The following is a 19,387-nucleotide window of genomic DNA, read 5'->3' as shown; positions in this document are numbered from 1 at the left end:
TCCGGGGGCCGTGTCATGCCGTCCGCATGACATCTGTCATCCCACAGTCACGACACCCGGCACTGCCTCCCGACCGGCCCCGCGGGCGAACCTTGGGGCATGACCACCACCTCCACCACCACGTCCGTGGTGAGCTTCGAGCGCGTGAGCAAGAGCTACGGGGACGTCCGCGCCGTCGCGGACCTCTCCCTGGAGCTGCACCCTGGCGAGACGGTCGCGCTCCTGGGGCCGAACGGCGCCGGCAAGTCCTCCACGCTCGACCTGCTGCTCGGACTGCGCAAGGCCGACGCGGGCGCGGTGCGCCTGTTCGGCACCACGCCCGAGCAGGCCATCAAGGACGGCCGGGTCGGCGCGATGCTCCAGAGCGGCGGTCTGATGGAGGAGGTCAGGGTCCGCGAACTGGTCCGGCTAGCCTGCGCCCTGCACCCGCGGCCGCACCCGGTCGAGGAGGTCCTGGACCGCGCCGGCATCGCGCAGATCGCCGACCGGATGGTCAACAAGCTCTCCGGCGGCCAGGAGCAGCGCGTGCGCTTCGCGCTCGCCACCGCCGGCGCCAACGACCTGATCGTCCTGGACGAGCCGACCACGGGCATGGACGTCACCGCCCGCCAGGCGTTCTGGGCGACCATGCGCGAGCAGGCGCAGCAGGGCCGTACGGTCCTGTTCGCCACCCACTACCTGGAGGAGGCGGACGCGATCGCCGACCGCGTCCTGGTGCTCCACAAGGGCCGCCTCCTCGCCGACGGCACCGCCTCCGAGATCAAGGCGAAGGCCGGCGCCCGCCGGATCGCCTTCGACCTGGAGGGCGCGATCGACGAGGCGCTCCTGCGCGGACTGCCGTTCCTGGCGGGCCTGGACGTCTCCGGCCGCACGGTCCGCCTCCAGTCGACCGACGCCGACGCCACCGTCCACGCGGTGTACGGGCTCGGTCTGTACCCCCGCAACCTCGAAGTCGCGGGCCTCGGCCTGGAGCAGGCCTTCGTCGCCATCACCGAGGCCGAGGAGGCCAGGACCGCGTGAACACCCTGATCAAGCTCGAAATCGCCCGCACCCTGCGGAACAAGAAGTTCATGTTCTTCTCGGTCATGTACCCGTCCGCGCTGTACCTGCTGATCTCCGGCTCGCAGAGCACCACGGACACCATCGGCGGCACCGGTCTGACCTTCCCCGCCTTCTTCATGGTCTCCATGGCCTCGTTCGGCGCGATCACCGCCGTCCTGATGGGCAACAGCGAGAAGATCGCCAAGGAGCGCGAGAAGGGCTGGGTGCGCCAGCTGCGGCTGACCGCGCTGCCCGGCCGCGGCTACGTCCTGGCGAAGATCGCGAGCGCCGCGGTGGTCACCCTGCCGTGCATCCTGGTGGTCTTCCTGGTGGCCGCCACCGTCAAGGACGTACGGTTCGCGGCCTGGCAGTGGCTGGCGCTGACCGGCGCCATCTGGGCGGGCTCGCTCTGCTTCGCCGCCCTCGGCGTGGCCATCGGCTACCTCGCCAGCGGTGACGCGGTCCGCCCCATCACGATGATCATCTACTTCGGCCTCTCCATCCTGGGCGGCCTGTGGATGCCCACCACGACGTTCGCGCCCTGGCTGCGGTCGCTCGCCACCTGGCTGCCCACCCACGCGTACGCTGCGCTCGGGCAGGCCATCGAGGCGGGCAACGCCCCGCACACCAAGGACGTGGCCGTCCTCGTCGCCTACTTCCTGCTCTTCGCGGGCGGCGCGGCCTGGCTGTACCGGAAGGACACCCTGAAGGCGTGACGAGCGTGAGGGAAGACCGCGGCCCCCTCCCGGGCCGCCCGCCGACGAACCGTCAGGAGGCGCTGCGCAAGCTGCTGTGGATCGGCATCTGGCTGGCGTTCCTCGGCGCCCCGGTCACCGACCTCCTCAAGGAGGAGCACACCGCGTCGGCCACCGCGCTCGGCTGGCTCGCCCTGGTGGCGTTCGTCGGGGTCTATCTGGCCCTGGTCTTCCGCCACACCGCGCGCCCCTTCGCCCGCGTCACGGTCGCCTCGATGCTGGCCTTCCTCACCGGCATCGCGGTGGCCACCTCGCTGACCCTGGACGCGCCCTGGCTGGTGCTCTTCGTGTACGTGTCGGTGGGCTGCGGGGCGGTGCTGCCGCTGCCGCTCGCCCGCTGGGCGATCCCGGGCGCCACGGCCGTGATGGCCCTGATCGGCCTGACCACCCGCGGCGACTGGGGCGACTTCGTGCCGGGCCTGGCGATCCCGGCGCTGCTCGGCGGCTTCGCCATGACCGGGGTGCGCCATCTCGTGCGTACGACCGTGGAGCTGCGCCAGGCCAGGGCCACCGTGGCGCAGCTCGCGGCCAACGAGGAGCGGCTGCGCCTCGCCCGCGACCTGCACGACCTGATGGGGCACTCGCTCTCCCTGATCACCCTCAAGAGCGAGCTGGCGGGCCGGATGCTCCCGGACCGCCCCGACCAGGCGGCCCAGCAGGTCGCCGACATCGAACAGGTCAGCCGCCAGGCCCTGGTGGACGTACGGGAAGCGGTCACCGGCTACCGCAGGGCGACCCTCGCCGGGGAACTGGCGGGCGCGCGCACCGCGTTGACGGCGGCCGGGGTGGCCGCGGACCTGCCGGTGGCGGCCGACCTCCCGCCCGGCCTGCCCCCGGGCGCGGGGGAGGCGCTGGCCTGGGTGGTCCGGGAGGCCGTCACCAACGTGGTCCGGCACAGCGCCGCCCGCAGGTGCGCCATCACCCTCGGGGAGTGCCAGACCCTGGACGGCCGCTTCCTGGAGCTGAAGGTCGCCGACGACGGCCGGGGCGCCTGCGCCGTCACGGCCGGCAACGGCCTGACGGGCCTGGCGGAACGGCTGTCGGAGGTGGACGGCACCCTGGAGCCCTCGGCGCACAAGGGCAGGGGCTTCACGCTGACGGCGAGGGTGCCGCTTCTTTAGCCCGGTGTTTGTCTGCGGGTGAGTGGTGGGTTGCTCGCGCAGTTCCCCGCGGCCGTGGATGCGCCCCTGCGGGGCGCCCAGGGGATTGCCGCGGAGCGGCACCTATAGGGGCGCGGGGCTGTGACATGTGTGGCTCCACCACGTGGGCGCGACCAGCCACCGGCCCGCAGCCGAAAACCGCAAGCCCGCAACCCCCTTAGAATCCGACCATGCCCCGCCTACTCCTGGCCGAAGACCAGTCCATGGTCCGCGAAGCCCTCGCGGCCCTGCTCGGCCTGGAGCCGGACTTCGACGTGGTCGCCCAGGTGGCCCGGGGCGACGAGGTGCTGGACGCGGCCCGCGCCTGCGCCCCCGATGTGGCGCTCCTGGACATCGAGATGCCCGGGATGACCGGCATCGAGGCCGCCGCGGTCCTCCACCGCGAGCTGCCGGAGCTGAGGATCGTGATCCTGACGACCTTCGGACGCCCCGGCTATCTGCGCAGCGCGATGGAGTCGGGCGCCGCCGCCTTCCTGGTGAAGGACGCCCCGGCCGCCCAGCTCGCGGCGGCGGTGCGCAAGGTGCTGGCGGGGGAGCGGGTGATCGACCCGACGCTGGCAGCCGCCGCGCTCGCCGAGGGCGCCAACCCGCTGACCGACCGCGAACGCGACGTCCTGCGCGCGGCGGCGAACGGCGCCACCAACGCCGAACTCGCCCGCGTCCTCTGCCTCTCCCAGGGCACGGTCCGCAACTACCTCTCCATGGCCATCCAGAAGCTGGCGGCCCGCAACCGCGCGGAGGCGGTGGGCATCGCCCGCGAGAAGGGCTGGCTCTGACCCCGGCCGGGCGTCAGTTCAGCATCGCCCGCGCCGCCCGCGCCCGGCTCCGGACGGTCTCGGCGGTGCCGGGCTCCACCGGCTCCAGGATGTCCGCGTAATCCTCGAACTCCGCCGCGCCCGCGAGGTAGTCGCCGCGCCGGACCAGGAGCTCGGCCCGGTCGTAGCGCAGCCGGGCCGGGTGCGTGGGCAGCAGCAGGGACAGGTCCAGTGCCCACAGGGCCACGTCGCTGCGCTCCGGGCGGGCCGCGGCCCAGGCGCGGATGTTGTTGAGGACGCGCAGCACGACCGCCAACGGGTCGGCCGGGGTGATCGTCGACGGGTCGAGCGGGGCGCCGGTGGCCCCGGCCACCAGGAGTTCCGCATCAGCACCGGTCAGCGGCCGCCCCCCGTCGAACGGATCCGCGAGCACCCGCTCCTCGGGGCTGCCGAGGCCCACCACGAAGTGGCCGGGCAGGGCCACCCCGTACACCGGGGCGCCGGCCCTGCGCGCCACCTCCATCCAGACCACCGACAGCAGGATCGGCAGTCCCCTGCGGCGCCGCAGCACCTGGGGCAGCAGGGAGGACTCCAGCCGCTGGTACTCGGCCGGGCCGCCGCGGAAGCCGCAGCCGCCGCCGAGCAGTTCGGCCAGGGCCAGCGCCCAGGGGCGGGCCCCGGTGACGCCGTGGGGAAGCAGGCCGGCCAGCCGGTCCAGCTCCATCTGCGCCGCGTCCAGGCCGGGCCGGCCGAGGCCGGGATCGGCCACCGCGCCGATCAGCAGGCACAGCGTCGCCAGGTCCGGCCGTACCGACCGGGCCTCCTCGGTGAACTGCCGCCGCCAGTCCTCGGCGCCGGGGCTTTCGGGGTCCATAACCGCCTCGTACCCGTTGGTGGGATCGGAAAGTCCGGCGCGGACCCGGGGCCCGCCCGGGGCGCTCAGCCCTGCCGGAAGTGGTGGTAGGTGTGGTGGGTGGCGAAGCCCTGGGCGTCGTAGAGGGCCCGGGCCCCCTCATTGTCCGCCTCGACCTGGAGCCACGCCGCCGAGGCTCCCTCGGAGAGCGCCTGGCGGGCCAGCGCGGTCATCACGGCCGTGGCGAGTCCCCGGCGGCGCTGCGCCGGGTCCACCTCGACGGCCATGAACCCCGCCCAGCGGCCGTCGATGACGCACCGGCCGATGGCGGCGGGCACCTCCCCGTCCCCGGCCACGGTGGCGAACCACGTGGAGGGGCCGCTCTCCAGTACCGCGCGCACCTGGGGCCCGGGGGTGCCGGCGCGCTGGTAGCGGGCGAGCCAGCCGGGCTGGACGGAACGGCCGAGGACGACCTGGGAGACGTCCGCGTCGAGGTCCCCGATCGGGGCAAGTGCGGCGATCCGCAGTTGGGCGCTTACCTCGCGAACCCACCCAAAGTTTTCAAGATCGACACAGAGCGCCTCCTGGGTCCCCTCGGCACCCGTGGACGTCTGTACGTAGGTGGGAAGACCACGGGCGGTGTACCAGGCGCGCGCGTACGCGAGGGCGTCCTCCAGGGGCATCCCGGGCTCGCCCAGCGGCAGTACCGAATTGGCCCGCCGGGTGAATCCGCCGGCCGCCCGCAGGGTCCAGCCGCCCAGCGCCTCGCTCTCCACGGGCTGCCAGGCACGTGCGCTGACCAGCGCCAACTCCCGGAAGGTGGCGGCCGGACCGCGGCGCCGGGCGGGCTCGGCCGGGATGACCTTGCCCGCGACCATCTCGCCCTCCGGGACGCGGACCGCCTCCCCGTTCCTGCGGACGATCGACAGCACTCCGGCATCCCACGATGTGAGAACGCCGACCGTGTCGGTGAACTTCGCGCCCTGTTCCCCCGGCCTCGCCAGGTGTCTGACTGATACGCGTTTGCCCTGATCTTCCGGCGTGATTCTGACGACCAGCCGTCCGCCGGTGGTGAACTCCACAGCTCTCTTCGCCCCTCCTGTTCGGATCCCGCCCCGGAACGGAGATACTAGGTGTGGGCATCGACGACGCCGCGCTCCCGCGCGCCACGTGGACGGAGCCGCAGACCGGCCCGCCGCGCCCTATCGAGGAGGAACGACAGCGTGACCTACGTCATTGCGGAGCCTTGTGTCGACCTTAAGGACAAGGCATGCATCGAAGAGTGCCCGGTCGACTGCATCTATGAGGGCAAGCGGTCCCTCTACATCCACCCGGACGAATGTGTCGACTGCGGTGCCTGTGAGCCGGTCTGCCCGGTCGAGGCCATCTTCTACGAGGACGACACCCCGGAGGAGTGGAAGGACTACTACAAGGCGAACGTCGAGTTCTTCGACGAGCTCGGTTCGCCCGGTGGCGCCTCCAAGCTCGGCCTGATCGAGCGCGACCACCCCTTCATCGCCGCGCTGCCCGCCGACATCAACGCCGACAGCGAGCACTGACACCCGCACCGCGTGTCCGCCCGGTCCCGTACGGCGTCCTTAGCCCTGCGGGACCGAGGCGTTTGCCCGGCACGGCATTCCGCAGAAGAAAGTGAGCACCTTCCGTGGGCGCAGTCTCCGCACGCCTGCCCGTCTTCCCCTGGGACAAGCTGGAGCCGTACAAGGCGACGGCCGCGGCCCATCCGGACGGCATCGTGGACCTGTCCGTGGGCACCCCGGTCGACCCCGTCCCGGAGCTGATCCGCGAGGCACTGGCCGGGGCCGCGGACTCGCCGGGCTATCCGACGGTGTGGGGGACCGCGGAGCTGCGTGACGCGCTCACCGGATGGCTCGGACGCCGGCTCGGCGCGGTCGGCGTCGGCCACCGCAACGTGCTGCCGGTGGTCGGGTCCAAGGAGCTGGTGGCCTGGCTGCCGACCCAGCTCGGCCTCGGCCCGGGCGACAAGGTCGCCCACCCGCGCCTGGCGTACCCGACGTACGAGGTGGGCGCCCGGCTCTGCGGCGCGGAGCCCGTCGCGTACGAGGACCCGACCGCGCTCGACCCGGCCGGGCTCAAGCTCCTCTGGCTGAACTCGCCGTCCAACCCGACCGGCCGGGTCCTGCCCAAGGAGGAGCTGGTCCGGATCGTCGCCTGGGCGCGCGAGCACGGCGTCCTGCTCGTCTCCGACGAGTGCTACCTGGAGCTGGGCTGGGAGGCCGAGCCCGTCTCGGTGCTGCACCCGGACGTCTGCGGCGGTACGTACGAGGGCCTCGTCGCCGTCCACTCGCTCTCCAAGCGCTCCAACCTGGCCGGCTACCGCGCCGCGTTCATCGCGGGCGACGAGGCCGTCCTCGGCGAGCTGCTCCTGATCCGCAAGCACGGCGGGATGATGACCGCCGCGCCCGTCCAGGCGGCCACCGTGGCGGCGCTGGGCGACGACGTCCACGTACACGAGCAGCGGGCGCGCTACGCGGCCCGCCGCGCCGCCCTGCGCGAGGCGCTGGTCAAGCACGGCTTCCGCATCGAGCACAGCGAGGCCAGCCTCTACCTGTGGGCGACCCGCGACGAGGGCTGCTGGCAGACCGTGGCCCACCTCGCCGAGCTCGGCATCCTGGTGGCGCCCGGCGACTTCTACGGCGAGGCGGGCGCGCGGTTCGTACGGGTCGCCTTCACGGCGACCGACGAGCGCGTCGAGGCGGCCGTGAAGCGCCTGGGCTAGGGCGTACGGACATCGGAGCACGGGTACCGCGAAGGGGCCCCGGGGACAGGATCCCGGGGCCCCTTCGGCGTCGCCCGCGCGGGAGGCGCGGCGGTCGGTGCGGCTCAGCCGACGGGCAGGCCCTTGAGCGGCAGCTGGTCGGTGGAGGACAGGCCCTGGGTGGGCAGCTGGCCGCCGGCCGGAAGGCCGTCCAGGCTGGCCGACTTGGCGGTGGTGCCCAGCAGGTCGCCCGCGTTGCCCGCGGCGTCGCCCGCCGTCTTCTGGGCCGCCGGGGTCGCCGTCTTCCCGGTCTTGCCGACGGTCTTGCCCGCGGCGGGGACGGCCTGCTTGACGGCCTTGCTGCCGGTGTCGCCCGCCAGGCCGGTGGCCTGCTGCGCGGCACCGTCGACCGTGTTGCCGAGGTTCGCGCCGTCGAGGGCGGTCAGACCGCCCAGGTTCGCAGTCTCCGGAAGCGCGGCGGCGCTCGCCGCGCCGGCCGCGCCGACCACGGGAACTGCACCCGCCGCGATGAGCAGCGCGGCACGGGCGATCCGACGGGTCAGGGGGAGGGACATGATGCTCCTTGAGACGGGAGGAACGGCGTTCGGACGCTGTGACAACTCCTCGGGGTGCGGCTCAGGTTGCGGAGGGCCCGGGTAAAGAGTTCGCAATGCGTCGCATTATCGGGTTCGGATAAAAACGGGCAAACGAGCTGCGGCACCCCTCTGCCGAGCACCGCCGCATCCCCGTGTTCCCAAGGGAATTGACGTTTCTCCGGAAGGGCGCGGGGGTGGGTGTACGAAACGGTGTACGTGAAAGGCGTCTGTGCCCCGTACGGGTGGCCGCCCGAACGGCTGTCGCGCGCTAAGGGGTGAGCTGGATACGGACCTGGCCGAAGGCGCCGGAACTCCCCGCGCCGTTCGCCGCGTCGGCGGTGTCCCCGCTGGTGGCGTCCGCGTCCGCCCGGGCGTCGTCGGTGTGCCAGCCCTTGCGGGAGCCGTCCGCGCGCCAGGTGTGCCCCGCGTACGACACCCGCTCCACCCGGAAGGCCGCGGCGTGCGCGACCGCCCAGTGGGCCAGCTCCCAGCCGTGCTGCGCGGCGCCGCCCTCGGCGTCCGCGCCCGCGCGCGCGGGCGTGCGCACCGGCACGGTCACCTCGCGCCCCTCGCCCCTGTCCGGGACCACCCCGGCGCCGAACGCGCGGGTCAGCTCGGCGCGCACCCGCGCCGGGTCGCCCGGGCGGGTGTCCTTGGCGATGGTGCAGGTCAGCGAGGCGGGACTGCGGCCGGTGAGCGCGGCCGTGAGCAGCGCCGCGTCCGGCTCGTGCTTGGCGTACGCCTGCGGGAAGCCGCTGCGCTGCACCCGCTGCGCGGCCACGGTCAGCGGCAGCCGCGAGTAGCCGGGCACCTCGGCCAGGCGCTGGTAGAACTTCCCGGCCGAGTACACCGGATCCATGATCTCCCGCACGGTGCCCCAGCCCTGCGAGGGCCGCTGCTGGAAGAGCCCGACCGAGTCGCGGTCGCCGTGCGTGATGTTGCGCAGGCCCGACTCCTGGAGCGCGGTGGCCAGCGCGATGGTGACCGCCCGCTCGGGCATCCCGCGCGTGGTGCCGACCGCGGAGATCGTCGCCGCGTTCTCGGCCTGCTCGGGGCTGAGCCGGTAGGTGTCGTCCCCCGACCCCACCGTGCATCTCGGCGCCCCCGGCCCCCCGCTCAGGTACTGCACCACCAGATAGCCGGCCACGGCGAGCAGCACGACGGCCGCGGCCACGAAACGGAAGAGACGGCCGCGCCGTGCGGGTCGTTCGGGAGTGCGGGGCTGGGACACGGGGACCACCGTACTGGAGGGCGGGGCGAGCCCCCCGGGGCCGGGCGCCACTCGTGTGCTTCTGGACGCCCCGGCCCTGGTCGGGGGGTGCGCGCTAGGGTCGGGGCCATGGCAGACAGCGCACTCGACCTGACCCTGGACGGCCCCGCGCTCACCGCGTGGCTCGTCGACTTCCCGTCCGAGAGCGGAACGGAGAAGCCGCTCGCGGACGCGATCGAGGCGGCCCTGCGGACGCTGCCGCACCTGACCGTGGACCGCCACGGCAACAACGTCGTCGCGCGCACGAACCTGGGGCGCGCCGAGCGGGTCGTCCTCGCCGGGCACATCGACACCGTCCCGATCGCGGACAACGTGCCCTCGCGCCTGGACGACAACGGCGTCCTGTGGGGCTGCGGCACCTCCGACATGAAGTCCGGCGTGGCCGTGCAGCTGCGCATCGCGGCGACCGTCCCCGAGCCCAACCGCGACCTGACCTTCGTCTTCTACGACAACGAGGAGGTCGCGGCCCACCTCAACGGGCTCGGGCACGTGGCCGAGGCGCACCCCGACTGGATCGAGGGCGACTTCGCGGTCCTCCTGGAGCCCTCCGACGGCCAGGTCGAGGGCGGCTGCCAGGGCACCCTGCGGGTCGTCCTCCACACAGAAGGGGAGCGGGCCCACTCCGCGCGCAGCTGGATGGGCTCCAACGCCATCCACGCCGCCGCCCCGATCCTGGCCCGGCTCGCCGCGTACGAGCCGCGCCGGCCGGTGATCGACGGGCTGGAGTACCACGAGGGCCTGAACGCCGTACGGATCGAGGGCGGCGTCGCCACCAACGTCATCCCCGACGCGTGCGCGGTCACCGTCAACTACCGCTACGCCCCGGACCGCACCGCCGAGGAGGCGCTGGCCCACGTCCACGAGGTCTTCGCGGACTGCGGCGTCACGGCGTTCGTCGTCGACGACCACTCGGGCGCGGCCCGGCCCGGCCTCTCACACCCGGCCGCCGCGGCCTTCATGGCGGCGGTCGGCGGCACCCCGCAGCCCAAGTTCGGCTGGACCGACGTCTCCCGCTTCGGCGCGCTCGGCGTCCCGGCCGTCAATTACGGCCCCGGGGACGCCCTGTACGCGCACAAGCGCGACGAACACGTGGCCGTCGACCGGATCACCCACTGCGAACGGCGACTTCACGCCTGGCTGACTGCCTGAATTTCATCATTCGTCACGTAAGTCGTCCTACCCTGGCCGGACGCGTCATATGACTGGAGTCAGCGGAAAGGAGCACGCAATGGCCTATCCCGAGGGAGAGTTTCCGGGCGAACAGCGGCTGGAGCAGCGGCTCGGGCCGGTGCTGCGCCGCCGCGAGCAGGTGAAGCCCGGAACCACCGACCAGCGGCTCCTGGACACCGAGGGCGACTCGGAGTGGGTGCACACCGACCCCTGGCGGGTGATGCGCATCCAGTCCGAGTTCGTCGAGGGCTTCGGCGCGCTCGCCGAACTGCCCAGCGCCATCAGCGTCTTCGGCTCGGCCCGCACGCCGGTGGACTCGCTGGAGTACGAGGCGGGCGTGCGCATCGGCCAGGCGCTGGTCGAGGCGGGCTTCGCGGTGATCACCGGTGGTGGGCCGGGGGCGATGGAGGCGGCCAACCGGGGCGCGCGCGAGGCGCGGGGCGTCTCGGTCGGCCTCGGCATCGAGCTCCCCTTCGAGCAGGGGCTCAATCCGCATGTCGACATCGGCGTGAACTTCCGCTACTTCTTCGTCCGCAAGACGATGTTCGTGAAGTACGCGCAGGGCTTCGTCGTGCTGCCCGGCGGCCTCGGCACGCTGGACGAGCTCTTCGAGGCGCTCACGCTCGTCCAGACCGGCAAGGTGACCCGCTTCCCGATCGTCCTGTTCGGCTCCGAGTACTGGACGGGCCTGGTCGACTGGCTCCGCGACACGGTGGTCGCGGGCGGCAAGGCCTCCGAGAGCGACCTGCTCCTCTTCCACGTCACGGACAGCGTGGAGGAGGCGGTGGCCCTGGTGACCAAGGAGGTGGGGCGGTAGGGGCGCCGGACGCGCCCGCACCGCCGCCGTGCCGCCGGGGCCCGGTCAGGCCAGCCCGCGCCGGGCCACCGCGGGCGGCCGGTGGCCCGCGATGGACGCCACCATGTCCAGCACCTGACGCGTCTCCGCGACCTCGTGCACCCGGTACACCCGCGCCCCCAGCCACGCCGACACCGCGGTCGTGGCCAGCGTCCCGATCACCCGCTCCTTGACCGGCCGGTCCAGCGTCTCCCCGACGAAGTCCTTGTTGGAGAGGGAGACCAGGACCGGCCACCCGGTCGCCGTCATCTCCCCGAGCCGCCGGGTCGCCTCCAGGCTGTGGCGGGTGTTCTTGCCGAAGTCGTGACCGGGATCGATCATGATCCCGTCCCGCCGCACCCCGAGCGCGACCGCCCGCTCCGCGAGGCCGACGGTGACCCGCAGGATGTCCTCCATCACGTCCTCGTACGCGATCCGGTGCGGCCGGGTGCGCGGCTCGACGCCGCCCGCGTGCGTGCACACCAGCCCCGCCCCGTACCGCGCCGCGACCTCCGCGAGCTTGGGGTCGACCCCGCCCCACGCGTCGTTCAGCACGTCCGCGCCCGCCTCGCAGACCGCCTCGGCGACATCGTGGCGCCAGGTGTCGACGCTGATCACCACGTCCGGATGCCGCCGCCGCACCTCGGCCACGAAGCCGACCGTGCGCCGCGCCTCCTCCTCGGCCGTCACCTCCTCGCCGGGGCCCGCCTTGACCCCGCCGATGTCGATGATGGCGGCCCCCTGGGACACCGCCTCCTCCACGCGGGCCAGCGCGGGCTCGTCGTGGAAGGTCGCGCCCTGGTCGTAGAAGGAGTCCGGGGTCCGGTTGACGATCGCCATGATCACCGGCTCGTACGCGTCGAACTCGCGCCGTCCCAGCCGCAGCATCCGCTGTTTCCTCCTCGGGTAAGAAGCCCGTGACCTCTGGTTCCGTGCCCGGTGGGCCGGGCCTTGCCGACCGACAGACCCTAACTCCCGGCTCCGCATGGCACGATCGGACCCGACGGTTTCCGGCTGGCGGGGAGAGGCTTCGCGCGTGTTCTGGTTCTTGCTGATCGCCATGGTCGTGGTGGTCGCCGCGGTGACGCTGGCCGTGGTGGGCGGCGACGACGCCGTCCTGCCCGAGACGGGCCCCGAGCGGCTCTCCGACCCGCTGCCCGAGGACCGGCCCGTGGAGCGAGCGGACATCGACGCCCTGCGGCTCCCGGTGGCCGCCCGCGGCTACCGCATGGCCGAGGTCGACGACGTACTGAGCCGTCTCGCCGCGGAGCTCTCCGAGCGCGACGCCCGGATCGCCGGCCTCCAGCAGGCGCTCAGCGCCGCCCACGCCCGCCGCGACGAGGAGCCCCGCCAGTGAGCGCCGCCATCCCCGGCCCCGACGGCCGGCCGCGCTGCCCATGGGGGCTGTCCACCGCGGACTACGTGGCCTACCACGACACCGAGTGGGGCCGCCCGGTCCACGGCGACGACGCCCTCTACGAACGGCTGTGCCTGGAGGCCTTCCAGTCGGGGCTGTCGTGGATCACGATCCTGCGCCGCCGGGAGGGCTTCCGCCGCGCCTTCGCGGGCTTCCGGATCGCCGAGGTGGCCGCGTTCACGGACGAGGACGCGGCGCGGCTGCTGACCGACGAGTCGATCATCCGCAACCGCGCCAAGATCGAGGCGACCCTCGCCAACGCGCGCGTCCTGGCCGACTGGGCCCCCGGCGAACTGGACGAGCTGATCTGGTCGTACGCGCCGGACCCCGCCACCCGCCCGGCACCCCGCACCCTGGCCGACGTCCCCCCGGTCACCGACGAGTCGACGGCGCTGTCCAAGGCCCTCAAGAAGCGCGGCCTGCGCTTCATCGGCCCCACCACCGCCTACGCCCTCATGCAGGCGTGCGGGCTCGTGGACGACCACCTGGAGAACTGCGTGTCCCGGGGCGGCGCCGGCGCCGCCTGACGGGCGGCGGGGCCCCCAGGGGCGCGGTGAGCCGCGCGGCGGGCCCCGAAGGGCCCGCGGCCGCCGCGCGGAAGGTCACGTCACCACGAACGGCTCAACGCCCCACGTACTTCGGCTTCTCCTTCGCCAGGAACGCCGCCACCGCGATGCCGTGGTCCTCGGAGGCCCCGGCACGCGTCTGGAGTTCGTCCTCCTTCTCCAGCGCCTCGGCCAAGCTGTGCCCGGCCCCGTACGCCAGTGACTCCTTGAGCGCCGCGTACGCGAGGGTCGGCCCGTCGGCCAGCGCGCGCGCCACGGCCGCGGCCTCGGCCGCCAGGTCGTCCGCCGGGACGAGCTTGTTCACGATCCCGAGGTCGTACGCCTCGCGCGCGGAGATCGAGCGCGGGAAGAGCAGCAGGTCGGCGGCGCGCGACTGGCCGATGAGGCGGGGCAGCGTCCAGGAGACGCCGGAGTCGGCCGTCAACGCGACCCCCGCGAAGGAGGTGGTGAAGGCGGCGGTGTCCGCGACCACCCGGTAGTCCGCCGCCAGCGCGAAGCCGAGGCCCGCGCCCGCCGCGACGCCGTTGACCCCCGCCACGACCGGCTTGGGCATCTCGGTGAGGGCGCGCACGATCGGGTTGTAGTGCTCGCGGACCGTGCTCATCGTGACCGTGGTGCCCGCCTCGCGGTCCGCCGCGAGCAGGCTCACGTGCTCCTTGAGGTCCTGGCCCACGCAGAACGCCCGGCCGGTCGCGGTGAGCAGGACCGCCCGTACCGCCGGGTCCGCCGCGGCCGCCCGTACCGCGTCCCGCAGGGCGACCTTGGCCTCGATGTTCATGGCGTTCATGGCGTCGGGACGGTTGAGCGTGATCGTCGCGAGCCCGTCGGTCACCTCGTAGAGCACGGTGTCGGCCATTGGGATGGATCCCCTCCGTTGCGGTGTCGTGTCCGCCCAGCATGGCGGAGATCATCGGCGCCGCACATGTGACCTGCGTCAAACAATCCCGGTCGGCATCCGCACCGGGGGTGGCGAAGTATCGCAGGCGGATCGCCGAATTGGGTGGTTTTGATAGAGCGCGTTGCGCAAGCGATGCGGACCGATGTTGGTCATCGGGTCCTGCCATGCGGGATAATGACCTGGAAGCAATGTGTTCGATGCCGGTAACACCATGCCTGTCATGGGGCCGCCGGCTGCGATGAGCTGGTTTCAGGAAGGGGAAACAGCATGGCGGCCATGAAGCCGCGGACGGGCGACGGCCCGCTCGAGGTGACCAAGGAGGGGCGGGGCATCGTCATGCGCGTTCCGCTCGAAGGCGGTGGACGGCTTGTGGTCGAGCTGACCCCGGACGAGGCCGAGGCGCTCGGTGACGCGCTCAAGAAGGTCGTCGGCTGATTCAGCAGGCTTGACCCCCATCTGTGCCCGCCCCGGGCCGGTACGCAGGTACCGGCCCGGGGCGGAGTGTTTTCCGGGGCCGACCAAAGGGTGACCAGGGGCTGACCAGGGGGCGAGGAAACCGCGGCGCACCCATGCCCCTCTCAGGGCCGCTTCACCGCGCACAGGAGTCCGTCGCCCACCGGCAGCAGCGACCCGACCAGCTCCTGGCTTTCGCGGACGGTCCGCAGCAGGTCCCGCAGCCGCAGCACCTCGGCGGGCTGGACGCCCGAGTCGACCGTACGGCCGTCGGCGAAGACCCCTTCGAAGCAGACGATTCCGCCGGGCCGCAGCAGGCGCAACGATTCAGCGAGGTAGTCCAGGGACTCCGCCCGGTCGCCGTCGCAGAACACCAGGTCGTATCCGCCGTCGGCCAGCCGAGGCAGGACGTCCAGGGCGTTCCCGGGGATGAAGCGCGCCCGGTTCCCGGCGAATCCCGCCGCGCGGAAGGCCTGCTTGGCGAACTGCTGGCGGTCCGCCTCGGGGTCGACGGTGGTCAGCACGCCGTCCGGCCGCAGGCCCTGGAGCAGATAGATCCCGGAGACGCCCGTTCCGGTGCCGATCTCGGCCACCGCCTTGGCGTCCGCGGTGGCAGCGAGCAGGCGCAGCGCGGCGCCCGTCCCCGGGGACACCGAACGCAGTCCTGCCTCCCGGGACCGCTCGCGGGCCCAGCGCAGCGCGTCGTCCTCGGCGACAAAGGCGTCGGCGAACGCCCAGCTCGTCTGCCGGTTGGCGGTAATGGCCCTCTCCTGTCCCCGTAGTTGGCGCGCAACGGTGACTGTATCCGCTGCGCCCGGGAACCCGCAGATGGGACCAGGCGTTATGAAGGGCGGGGGTGACATGGACGAGTACGAAATCCCGGTCTCCGAGGGGTCCGGGAAGCAACGCGGTCGCGGGGGCGGGAAGCCGGTCCCAAATGCGCGTAAAGATTCTTATCCGGAGCTAACGGGCGAGGTGGCTATGGTAGGGGCTCCGCTGGACACCACCAGAGCCGACAGGGGAGGTGCGGCTGCGCCTGTGGATCGGGGAGGAGTGCTCCGGCGCTTTCTCAGGTCGGCGGGTGAGCCGAAATCCGTGACCGAGACCGCTGACCGCCCCCATGGCCTCAACGGCCTGGGAGGGACTCCCATCAACGCCGCACCTTCCGCAGCCACCGCGACCTTCGCCGACGCGGAATCCCCGGCGTGGACCCCTCCCACGTGGGAGGAGATCGTCAGCACGCACAGCGGCCGCGTCTACCGCCTCGCCTACCGCCTGACGGGCAACCAGCACGACGCCGAGGACCTCACGCAGGAGGTCTTCGTCCGCGTCTTCCGCTCCCTGTCGACGTATACGCCGGGCACCTTCGAGGGCTGGCTGCACCGCATCACCACCAACCTCTTCCTGGACATGGTCCGCCGCCGCCAGCGCATCCGCTTCGACGCGCTCGGCGACGACGCGGCCGAGCGGCTGCCCAGCCGTGACCCGTCCCCCCAGCAGGTCTTCAACGACGCGCACTTCGACGCCGACGTCCAGCAGGCGCTGGACACCCTCGCGCCCGAATTCCGCGCGGCCGTCGTCCTCTGCGACATCGAGGGCCTGTCGTACGAGGAGATCGCCGCCACCCTCGGCGTGAAGCTCGGTACCGTGCGCAGCCGGATCCACCGAGGCCGCTCGCATCTGCGCAAGGCGCTGAAGCACCGTTCGCCCGAGGCCCGTGCCGAGCAGCAGCGTGCCCTCGCGGGGGTGGCGCCCGGCGCCCCGGGGGCGGTCGGAGAGGGGACGGCGTGACCGGCACAGGTCCGACCCCCGCCGAGCAGCATCTGGGGGACCGCCTCGCCGCCCTGGTCGACGGCGAGCTCAGTCATGACGCGCGCGAGCGCGTCCTTTCGCATCTGGCCACCTGTCCCAAGTGCAAGGCCGAGGCCGACGCCCAGCGCCGCGTCAAGAGCGTCTTCGCGCAGACGGCGCAGCCCACCCCCTCCGAGGGGCTGCTGGCACGGCTCCAGGGGCTGCCCGGGGGCCCCGGAGGTGACGACGACGGTCGGGGACCATTCGGCGGGGGCCGCCTCGCCGAGGGGGTCTTCACCCCCGGCGCCCTGAGTGATCCGGGCGACCCGGCGGGCCGCTTCGGCTACGCGCCCGGCGGGGCGCACGCGGCCGTCCTCGGTGGCGGGTTGCCCGGGCGGGGCTTCCGCATCCATGAAGTGGCCCGCGCCGAGGAGCGTTCGGGTTCGCCGTGGCGCGGGCGCAGGATCGCCTTCGCCGCGGCCAGCGCGGTCTCCCTGGCGGCGATCGCGCTCGGCGGCGCGATCCCCTCGGACTCCGGGGCGGACACCACCGCCCGGGGCGAGGGCTCGGGCAGCAGGGTCACGCCGGTGCGGGCGCAGAGCCCGTCGGCCGGTCCCGCAGGTGCTGTTTCGGGTGTGCCGCTGTCCCTGGACGCGGAGCGCAGACACGGCGGCGCGGCGAGCGCGCCGGTGGGTCCGCAGACCGGCGCGGCACCGGCTCCGATGGGGCTGGCCGGGCTCAACGGCATACCGCCCCAGCCCGCGCCGCAGCAGTTCGGCAACCCGTTCCGCGCGGCGCTGCTGAGCGGCTCGGCCCTGCCTCCGCTGATACGGCCGGTGCTCTCCACCCCGGCGGTACGGCCGGTCGCGCCGCTGTCCGCGCTGCCGGGCGCGAGTCCGTCCTCGTCCCCGACGCGGCTGGCGGCTCCGCGGCACTGACCGCCTGCCCTGCGCTCCTCCCGGCAAACCTGATTGAATCCCCGGGAGGGGTGCCCCCGGGGCACGCGGGACATTTGCGGGGAGAGCATGAACGACGGGAAGCCCACCGGGCCCAGGGCGAGATGGTGGAGCCGTCCCACCCCGCGCGAGGACGGCTCCGCGGCCGAGGAGACGTACGACCTGGCCCCGCCCGAGGGCGGGACGCCGGACGCGTCCGCTCCGGGTGCGCAGGACGGTCCGGCCGCCGCGGCGCCGGAAGGTTCCGGCGCCCGGGACGTGCCGTACCCGCTGGCTCCGGGAGCCCCGGTCGAGGAAGAGTCCGCGTACCGACTGGCCCCACCCGCCCCGGCGGCACCGGCCGACTCCGCGCAGGCGGTTGCCGCCGATCCCGTGCAGGCGGATTCTGCCGAGCCCGGACCGGTGGCGCCCGCCGAGCCCGCGCAGGCGGTCCCCGCCGAACCGGGACCGGTGGCGCCGGCCGACCCCGCGCAGGCGGTTGCCGCCGAACCCGGCCACGGGCCCACGCCCGTCGAGGGTGTTGACCCCGGGCCGGCACCGGCGGAGCCCACGGCTCCCCAACTGTCGGCCTCGGCGGAGCCCACCGCTCTGCAGCCTTCGGCACCGGCGGAGCCCACCGCTTCCCAGCCCTCTGCGCCCTCTGCGGCGGCCGAGGCCACCGCCCAGGCGTCGGCGGCGGCGGCCGAGGGCCCCGGCGACGGTCCGGCCCAGGGGCCCGACGGTGCCGTGCCGCTCCGGCGGCCCCTGCACGCGCCCGATCCGTACGGGACGCCGCCGTACGGCGGTCCCGGGCCGTGGGCGCCCGCGCCCCCGGTGCAGCGTCCCGCGCCGCTCCCGGGTGCCGTGCCGCCCGCCGCGGCCGTGCCGTCCCAGGGGGCGTACCCGGCGCCGGAGGCCCCGGCCCCGGCTCCGTACGTCGTACCGGAGGCCGTGCCGCCGGTCCCGCCCTCGTCCCAGTGGGTGCACTACGACCCGTGGGGCGCGGCCGGGCAGCAGCCGCTCAGCACCGCGGGGGCACCGGCCCGGCGCGGGCCCCGGCGTGGGGCGCTCGTCCTCGGGGCCGTCGTCCTCGCGCTGGTCGCGGGCGGTATCGGCGGTGGCATCGGCGCGTACGTCGAGCGGACCGGCACCACCCACGTCAGCCTGCCGCAGGCCGGCAAGGGGCCCATCGGCCGGGCGCCCGACAGCGTCGCCGGGATCGCCGCCAGCGCCCTCCCGGGCGTCGTCACGCTGCACGTCAGCGGGGAGAGCGAGTCCGGCACCGGCACCGGCTTCGTCCTCGACAACGCCGGGCACATCCTCACCAACAACCACGTCGTCCAGCCCGCGGGTTCGTCCGGCGACATCAGCGTGACCTTCAGCGGCGGCGAGAGCGCCCGCGCCACGGTGGTCGGCCGCGACTCCGGGTACGACCTCGCCGTGGTCCGGGTGACCGGTGTCTCGGGGCTGAAGCCGCTCCCGCTCGGCAACTCCGACAACGTCCAGGTCGGCGACCCGGTGGTGGCCATCGGCGCCCCCTTCGACCTCTCCAACACCGTCACCTCCGGCATCATCAGCGCCAAGGAGCGTCCGATCACGGCGGGCGGCGAGAAGGGCGACGGCAGCGACGTCAGCTATGTCGACGCGCTCCAGACCGACGCCCCGATAAACCCGGGCAACTCGGGCGGTCCCCTGCTCGACTCGCGCGCCCACGTCGTCGGTATCAACAGCGCGATCCGCGCCGCGGGCAGCAGCGACAGCGGCGGCCAGGGCGGTTCCATCGGGCTTGGCTTCGCCATCCCCGTCAACCAGGGCAAGCGGGTCGCCGAGGAGCTGATCAACACCGGCCGGGCCACCCACCCGGTCATCGGGGTCACCCTCGACATGAAGTTCTCCGGCGACGGCGCCCGGGTCGGTGCCAAGGCCGCCGACGGCAAGCCCTCCGTGACCCCCGGCGGCCCCGGCGCCACCGCGGGCATCAGGCCCGAGGACGTGATCACCAAGGTGGACGGCCAGCGGGTGCACAGCGCCGAGGAGCTGATCGTCAAGATCCGCGCCCACCGCCCCGGCGACCGCCTGGAGCTGACGCTCAGGCGCGGCGGCCAGGAGCAGCGCCTCACCCTCATCCTGGGCTCCGCCACGTCCTGACCTGCGC

21 protein-coding genes are annotated in these 19,387 nt (G+C 73.6%); 14 read left to right on the top strand and 7 right to left on the bottom strand.

Features of this window, described 5'->3' with window-relative positions:
- Positions 1-99 precede the first annotated feature (99 nt).
- The 4 genes from AC069K_RS33660 to AC069K_RS33645 all read left to right on the top strand — a co-directional run bounded on the left by AC069K_RS33660 (position 100) and on the right by AC069K_RS33645 (position 3,732).
- On the top strand, positions 100-1,020 hold the full coding sequence (locus AC069K_RS33660) for an ABC transporter ATP-binding protein (RefSeq protein WP_478622419.1): 921 nt from the start codon (positions 100-102) through the stop codon (positions 1,018-1,020).
- The gene (locus tag AC069K_RS33655; RefSeq protein ID WP_365104763.1) at positions 1,017-1,757 is read left to right on the top strand and encodes an ABC transporter permease; all 741 of its coding nucleotides are present in this window, start codon (positions 1,017-1,019) and stop codon (positions 1,755-1,757) included. Before AC069K_RS33660 ends, AC069K_RS33655 begins: the two co-directional genes overlap by 4 nt.
- The gene (locus AC069K_RS33650; protein ID WP_478622417.1) at positions 1,754-2,917 is read left to right on the top strand and encodes a sensor histidine kinase; all 1,164 of its coding nucleotides are present in this window, start codon (positions 1,754-1,756) and stop codon (positions 2,915-2,917) included. Before AC069K_RS33655 ends, AC069K_RS33650 begins: the two co-directional genes overlap by 4 nt.
- Before the next feature lie 209 nt (positions 2,918-3,126).
- Positions 3,127-3,732 carry a response regulator transcription factor gene (locus AC069K_RS33645; protein ID WP_365104766.1) on the top strand — a complete coding sequence of 202 codons (606 nt, stop codon included), beginning with the start codon at positions 3,127-3,129 and terminating at the stop codon, positions 3,730-3,732.
- Positions 3,733-3,745: 13 nt separating this feature from the next.
- On the opposite strand, the gene AC069K_RS33640 is transcribed toward AC069K_RS33645, so the two are convergent.
- Positions 3,746-4,585: a transglutaminase-like domain-containing protein gene (locus AC069K_RS33640; RefSeq protein WP_365104769.1), complete on the bottom strand. Its 840-nt coding sequence runs from the start codon at positions 4,583-4,585 to the stop codon at positions 3,746-3,748.
- A 65-nt stretch (positions 4,586-4,650) separates the two neighbouring features.
- A complete protein-coding gene (locus AC069K_RS33635) occupies positions 4,651-5,646 on the bottom strand; it encodes a GNAT family N-acetyltransferase (RefSeq protein WP_365104772.1) in 996 nt (331 codons plus the stop codon).
- 141 nt (positions 5,647-5,787) lie between these two features.
- Between AC069K_RS33635 and fdxA the strand changes: the two genes are divergently transcribed.
- Positions 5,788-6,123 (top strand): ferredoxin, encoded by a 336-nt coding sequence (gene fdxA, locus AC069K_RS33630; protein ID WP_067163693.1) that lies wholly within the window; start codon positions 5,788-5,790, stop codon positions 6,121-6,123.
- A 104-nt stretch (positions 6,124-6,227) separates the two neighbouring features.
- A complete protein-coding gene (dapC, locus tag AC069K_RS33625) occupies positions 6,228-7,322 on the top strand; it encodes a succinyldiaminopimelate transaminase (protein ID WP_478622413.1) in 1,095 nt (364 codons plus the stop codon).
- A gap of 104 nt (positions 7,323-7,426) precedes the next feature.
- On the opposite strand, the gene AC069K_RS33620 is transcribed toward dapC, so the two are convergent.
- Positions 7,427-7,876 carry an ATP-binding protein gene (locus AC069K_RS33620; protein WP_478622411.1) on the bottom strand — a complete coding sequence of 150 codons (450 nt, stop codon included), beginning with the start codon at positions 7,874-7,876 and terminating at the stop codon, positions 7,427-7,429.
- Between the two features lie 289 nt (positions 7,877-8,165).
- Positions 8,166-9,128, bottom strand: coding sequence for a VldE C-terminal domain-containing protein (locus AC069K_RS33615; protein ID WP_478622409.1), 963 nt, complete (start codon positions 9,126-9,128; stop codon positions 8,166-8,168).
- 108 nt (positions 9,129-9,236) lie between these two features.
- Between AC069K_RS33615 and dapE the strand changes: the two genes are divergently transcribed.
- Positions 9,237-10,316, top strand: coding sequence for a succinyl-diaminopimelate desuccinylase (gene dapE, locus AC069K_RS33610; RefSeq protein WP_478622407.1), 1,080 nt, complete (start codon positions 9,237-9,239; stop codon positions 10,314-10,316).
- A 79-nt stretch (positions 10,317-10,395) separates the two neighbouring features.
- On the top strand, positions 10,396-11,154 hold the full coding sequence (locus AC069K_RS33605) for an LOG family protein (protein WP_365104788.1): 759 nt from the start codon (positions 10,396-10,398) through the stop codon (positions 11,152-11,154).
- A gap of 45 nt (positions 11,155-11,199) precedes the next feature.
- On the opposite strand, the gene folP is transcribed toward AC069K_RS33605, so the two are convergent.
- Positions 11,200-12,060: a dihydropteroate synthase gene (folP, locus tag AC069K_RS33600; RefSeq protein WP_478622404.1), complete on the bottom strand. Its 861-nt coding sequence runs from the start codon at positions 12,058-12,060 to the stop codon at positions 11,200-11,202.
- Between the two features lie 148 nt (positions 12,061-12,208).
- Between folP and AC069K_RS33595 the strand changes: the two genes are divergently transcribed.
- Positions 12,209-12,529 carry a DivIVA domain-containing protein gene (locus AC069K_RS33595; protein WP_478622402.1) on the top strand — a complete coding sequence of 107 codons (321 nt, stop codon included), beginning with the start codon at positions 12,209-12,211 and terminating at the stop codon, positions 12,527-12,529.
- The gene (locus AC069K_RS33590) at positions 12,526-13,116 is read left to right on the top strand and encodes a DNA-3-methyladenine glycosylase I (RefSeq protein ID WP_478622401.1); all 591 of its coding nucleotides are present in this window, start codon (positions 12,526-12,528) and stop codon (positions 13,114-13,116) included. Before AC069K_RS33595 ends, AC069K_RS33590 begins: the two co-directional genes overlap by 4 nt.
- Before the next feature lie 94 nt (positions 13,117-13,210).
- Here the strand turns inward: AC069K_RS33590 and chcB are convergent, their stop codons facing one another.
- Complete coding sequence (gene chcB, locus AC069K_RS33585; RefSeq protein WP_365104799.1) at positions 13,211-14,011, bottom strand: 2-cyclohexenylcarbonyl CoA isomerase; 801 nt, start codon at positions 14,009-14,011, stop codon at positions 13,211-13,213.
- Between the two features lie 309 nt (positions 14,012-14,320).
- Here chcB and AC069K_RS33580 point away from each other — a divergent pair, with 309 nt between their 5' ends.
- Positions 14,321-14,488 (top strand): DUF3117 domain-containing protein, encoded by a 168-nt coding sequence (locus AC069K_RS33580; RefSeq protein WP_009997451.1) that lies wholly within the window; start codon positions 14,321-14,323, stop codon positions 14,486-14,488.
- Positions 14,489-14,631: 143 nt separating this feature from the next.
- Here AC069K_RS33580 and AC069K_RS33575 read toward each other — a convergent pair whose 3' ends face one another.
- Positions 14,632-15,336, bottom strand: coding sequence for an O-methyltransferase (locus AC069K_RS33575; RefSeq protein ID WP_478622433.1), 705 nt, complete (start codon positions 15,334-15,336; stop codon positions 14,632-14,634).
- Positions 15,337-15,487: 151 nt separating this feature from the next.
- On the opposite strand from AC069K_RS33575, the gene sigE reads away from it, so the two are divergent.
- The 3 genes from sigE to AC069K_RS33560 all read left to right on the top strand — a co-directional run bounded on the left by sigE (position 15,488) and on the right by AC069K_RS33560 (position 19,380).
- Positions 15,488-16,297, top strand: a complete 810-nt coding sequence (sigE, locus tag AC069K_RS33570; RefSeq protein WP_358834792.1) for an RNA polymerase sigma factor SigE — start codon at positions 15,488-15,490, stop codon at positions 16,295-16,297.
- Complete coding sequence (locus AC069K_RS33565) at positions 16,294-17,235, top strand: zf-HC2 domain-containing protein (RefSeq protein WP_478622397.1); 942 nt, start codon at positions 16,294-16,296, stop codon at positions 17,233-17,235. The genes sigE and AC069K_RS33565 overlap by 4 nt, the downstream gene beginning before the upstream one ends.
- An 87-nt stretch (positions 17,236-17,322) precedes the next feature.
- Positions 17,323-19,380, top strand: coding sequence for a S1C family serine protease (locus AC069K_RS33560; protein ID WP_478622395.1), 2,058 nt, complete (start codon positions 17,323-17,325; stop codon positions 19,378-19,380).
- Positions 19,381-19,387: the final 7 nt, after the last annotated feature.

It is taken from the genome of Streptomyces sp. NPDC043908, assembly GCF_056435525.1.
This window is presented reverse-complemented; position numbering and strand designations above follow the sequence as displayed.

Bases quoted from the DNA above. Each gene is read 5' to 3' on its own strand.
- AC069K_RS33605 (WP_365104788.1), top strand. From the start codon at position 10,396: ATGGCCTATCCCGAGGGAGAGTTTCCGGGCGAACAGCGGCTGGAGCAG.
- AC069K_RS33560 (WP_478622395.1), top strand. From the start codon at position 17,323: ATGAACGACGGGAAGCCCACCGGGCCCAGGGCGAGATGGTGGAGCCGT.
- AC069K_RS33660 (WP_478622419.1), top strand. From the start codon at position 100: ATGACCACCACCTCCACCACCACGTCCGTGGTGAGCTTCGAGCGCGTG.
- AC069K_RS33580 (WP_009997451.1), top strand. From the start codon at position 14,321: ATGGCGGCCATGAAGCCGCGGACGGGCGACGGCCCGCTCGAGGTGACC.
- AC069K_RS33620 (WP_478622411.1), bottom strand. From the start codon at position 7,876: ATGTCCCTCCCCCTGACCCGTCGGATCGCCCGTGCCGCGCTGCTCATC.
- chcB (WP_365104799.1), bottom strand. From the start codon at position 14,011: ATGGCCGACACCGTGCTCTACGAGGTGACCGACGGGCTCGCGACGATC.
- sigE (WP_358834792.1), top strand. From the start codon at position 15,488: ATGGTAGGGGCTCCGCTGGACACCACCAGAGCCGACAGGGGAGGTGCG.
- AC069K_RS33645 (WP_365104766.1), top strand. From the start codon at position 3,127: ATGCCCCGCCTACTCCTGGCCGAAGACCAGTCCATGGTCCGCGAAGCC.
- folP (WP_478622404.1), bottom strand. From the start codon at position 12,060: ATGCTGCGGCTGGGACGGCGCGAGTTCGACGCGTACGAGCCGGTGATC.
- dapE (WP_478622407.1), top strand. From the start codon at position 9,237: ATGGCAGACAGCGCACTCGACCTGACCCTGGACGGCCCCGCGCTCACC.
- AC069K_RS33640 (WP_365104769.1), bottom strand. From the start codon at position 4,585: ATGGACCCCGAAAGCCCCGGCGCCGAGGACTGGCGGCGGCAGTTCACC.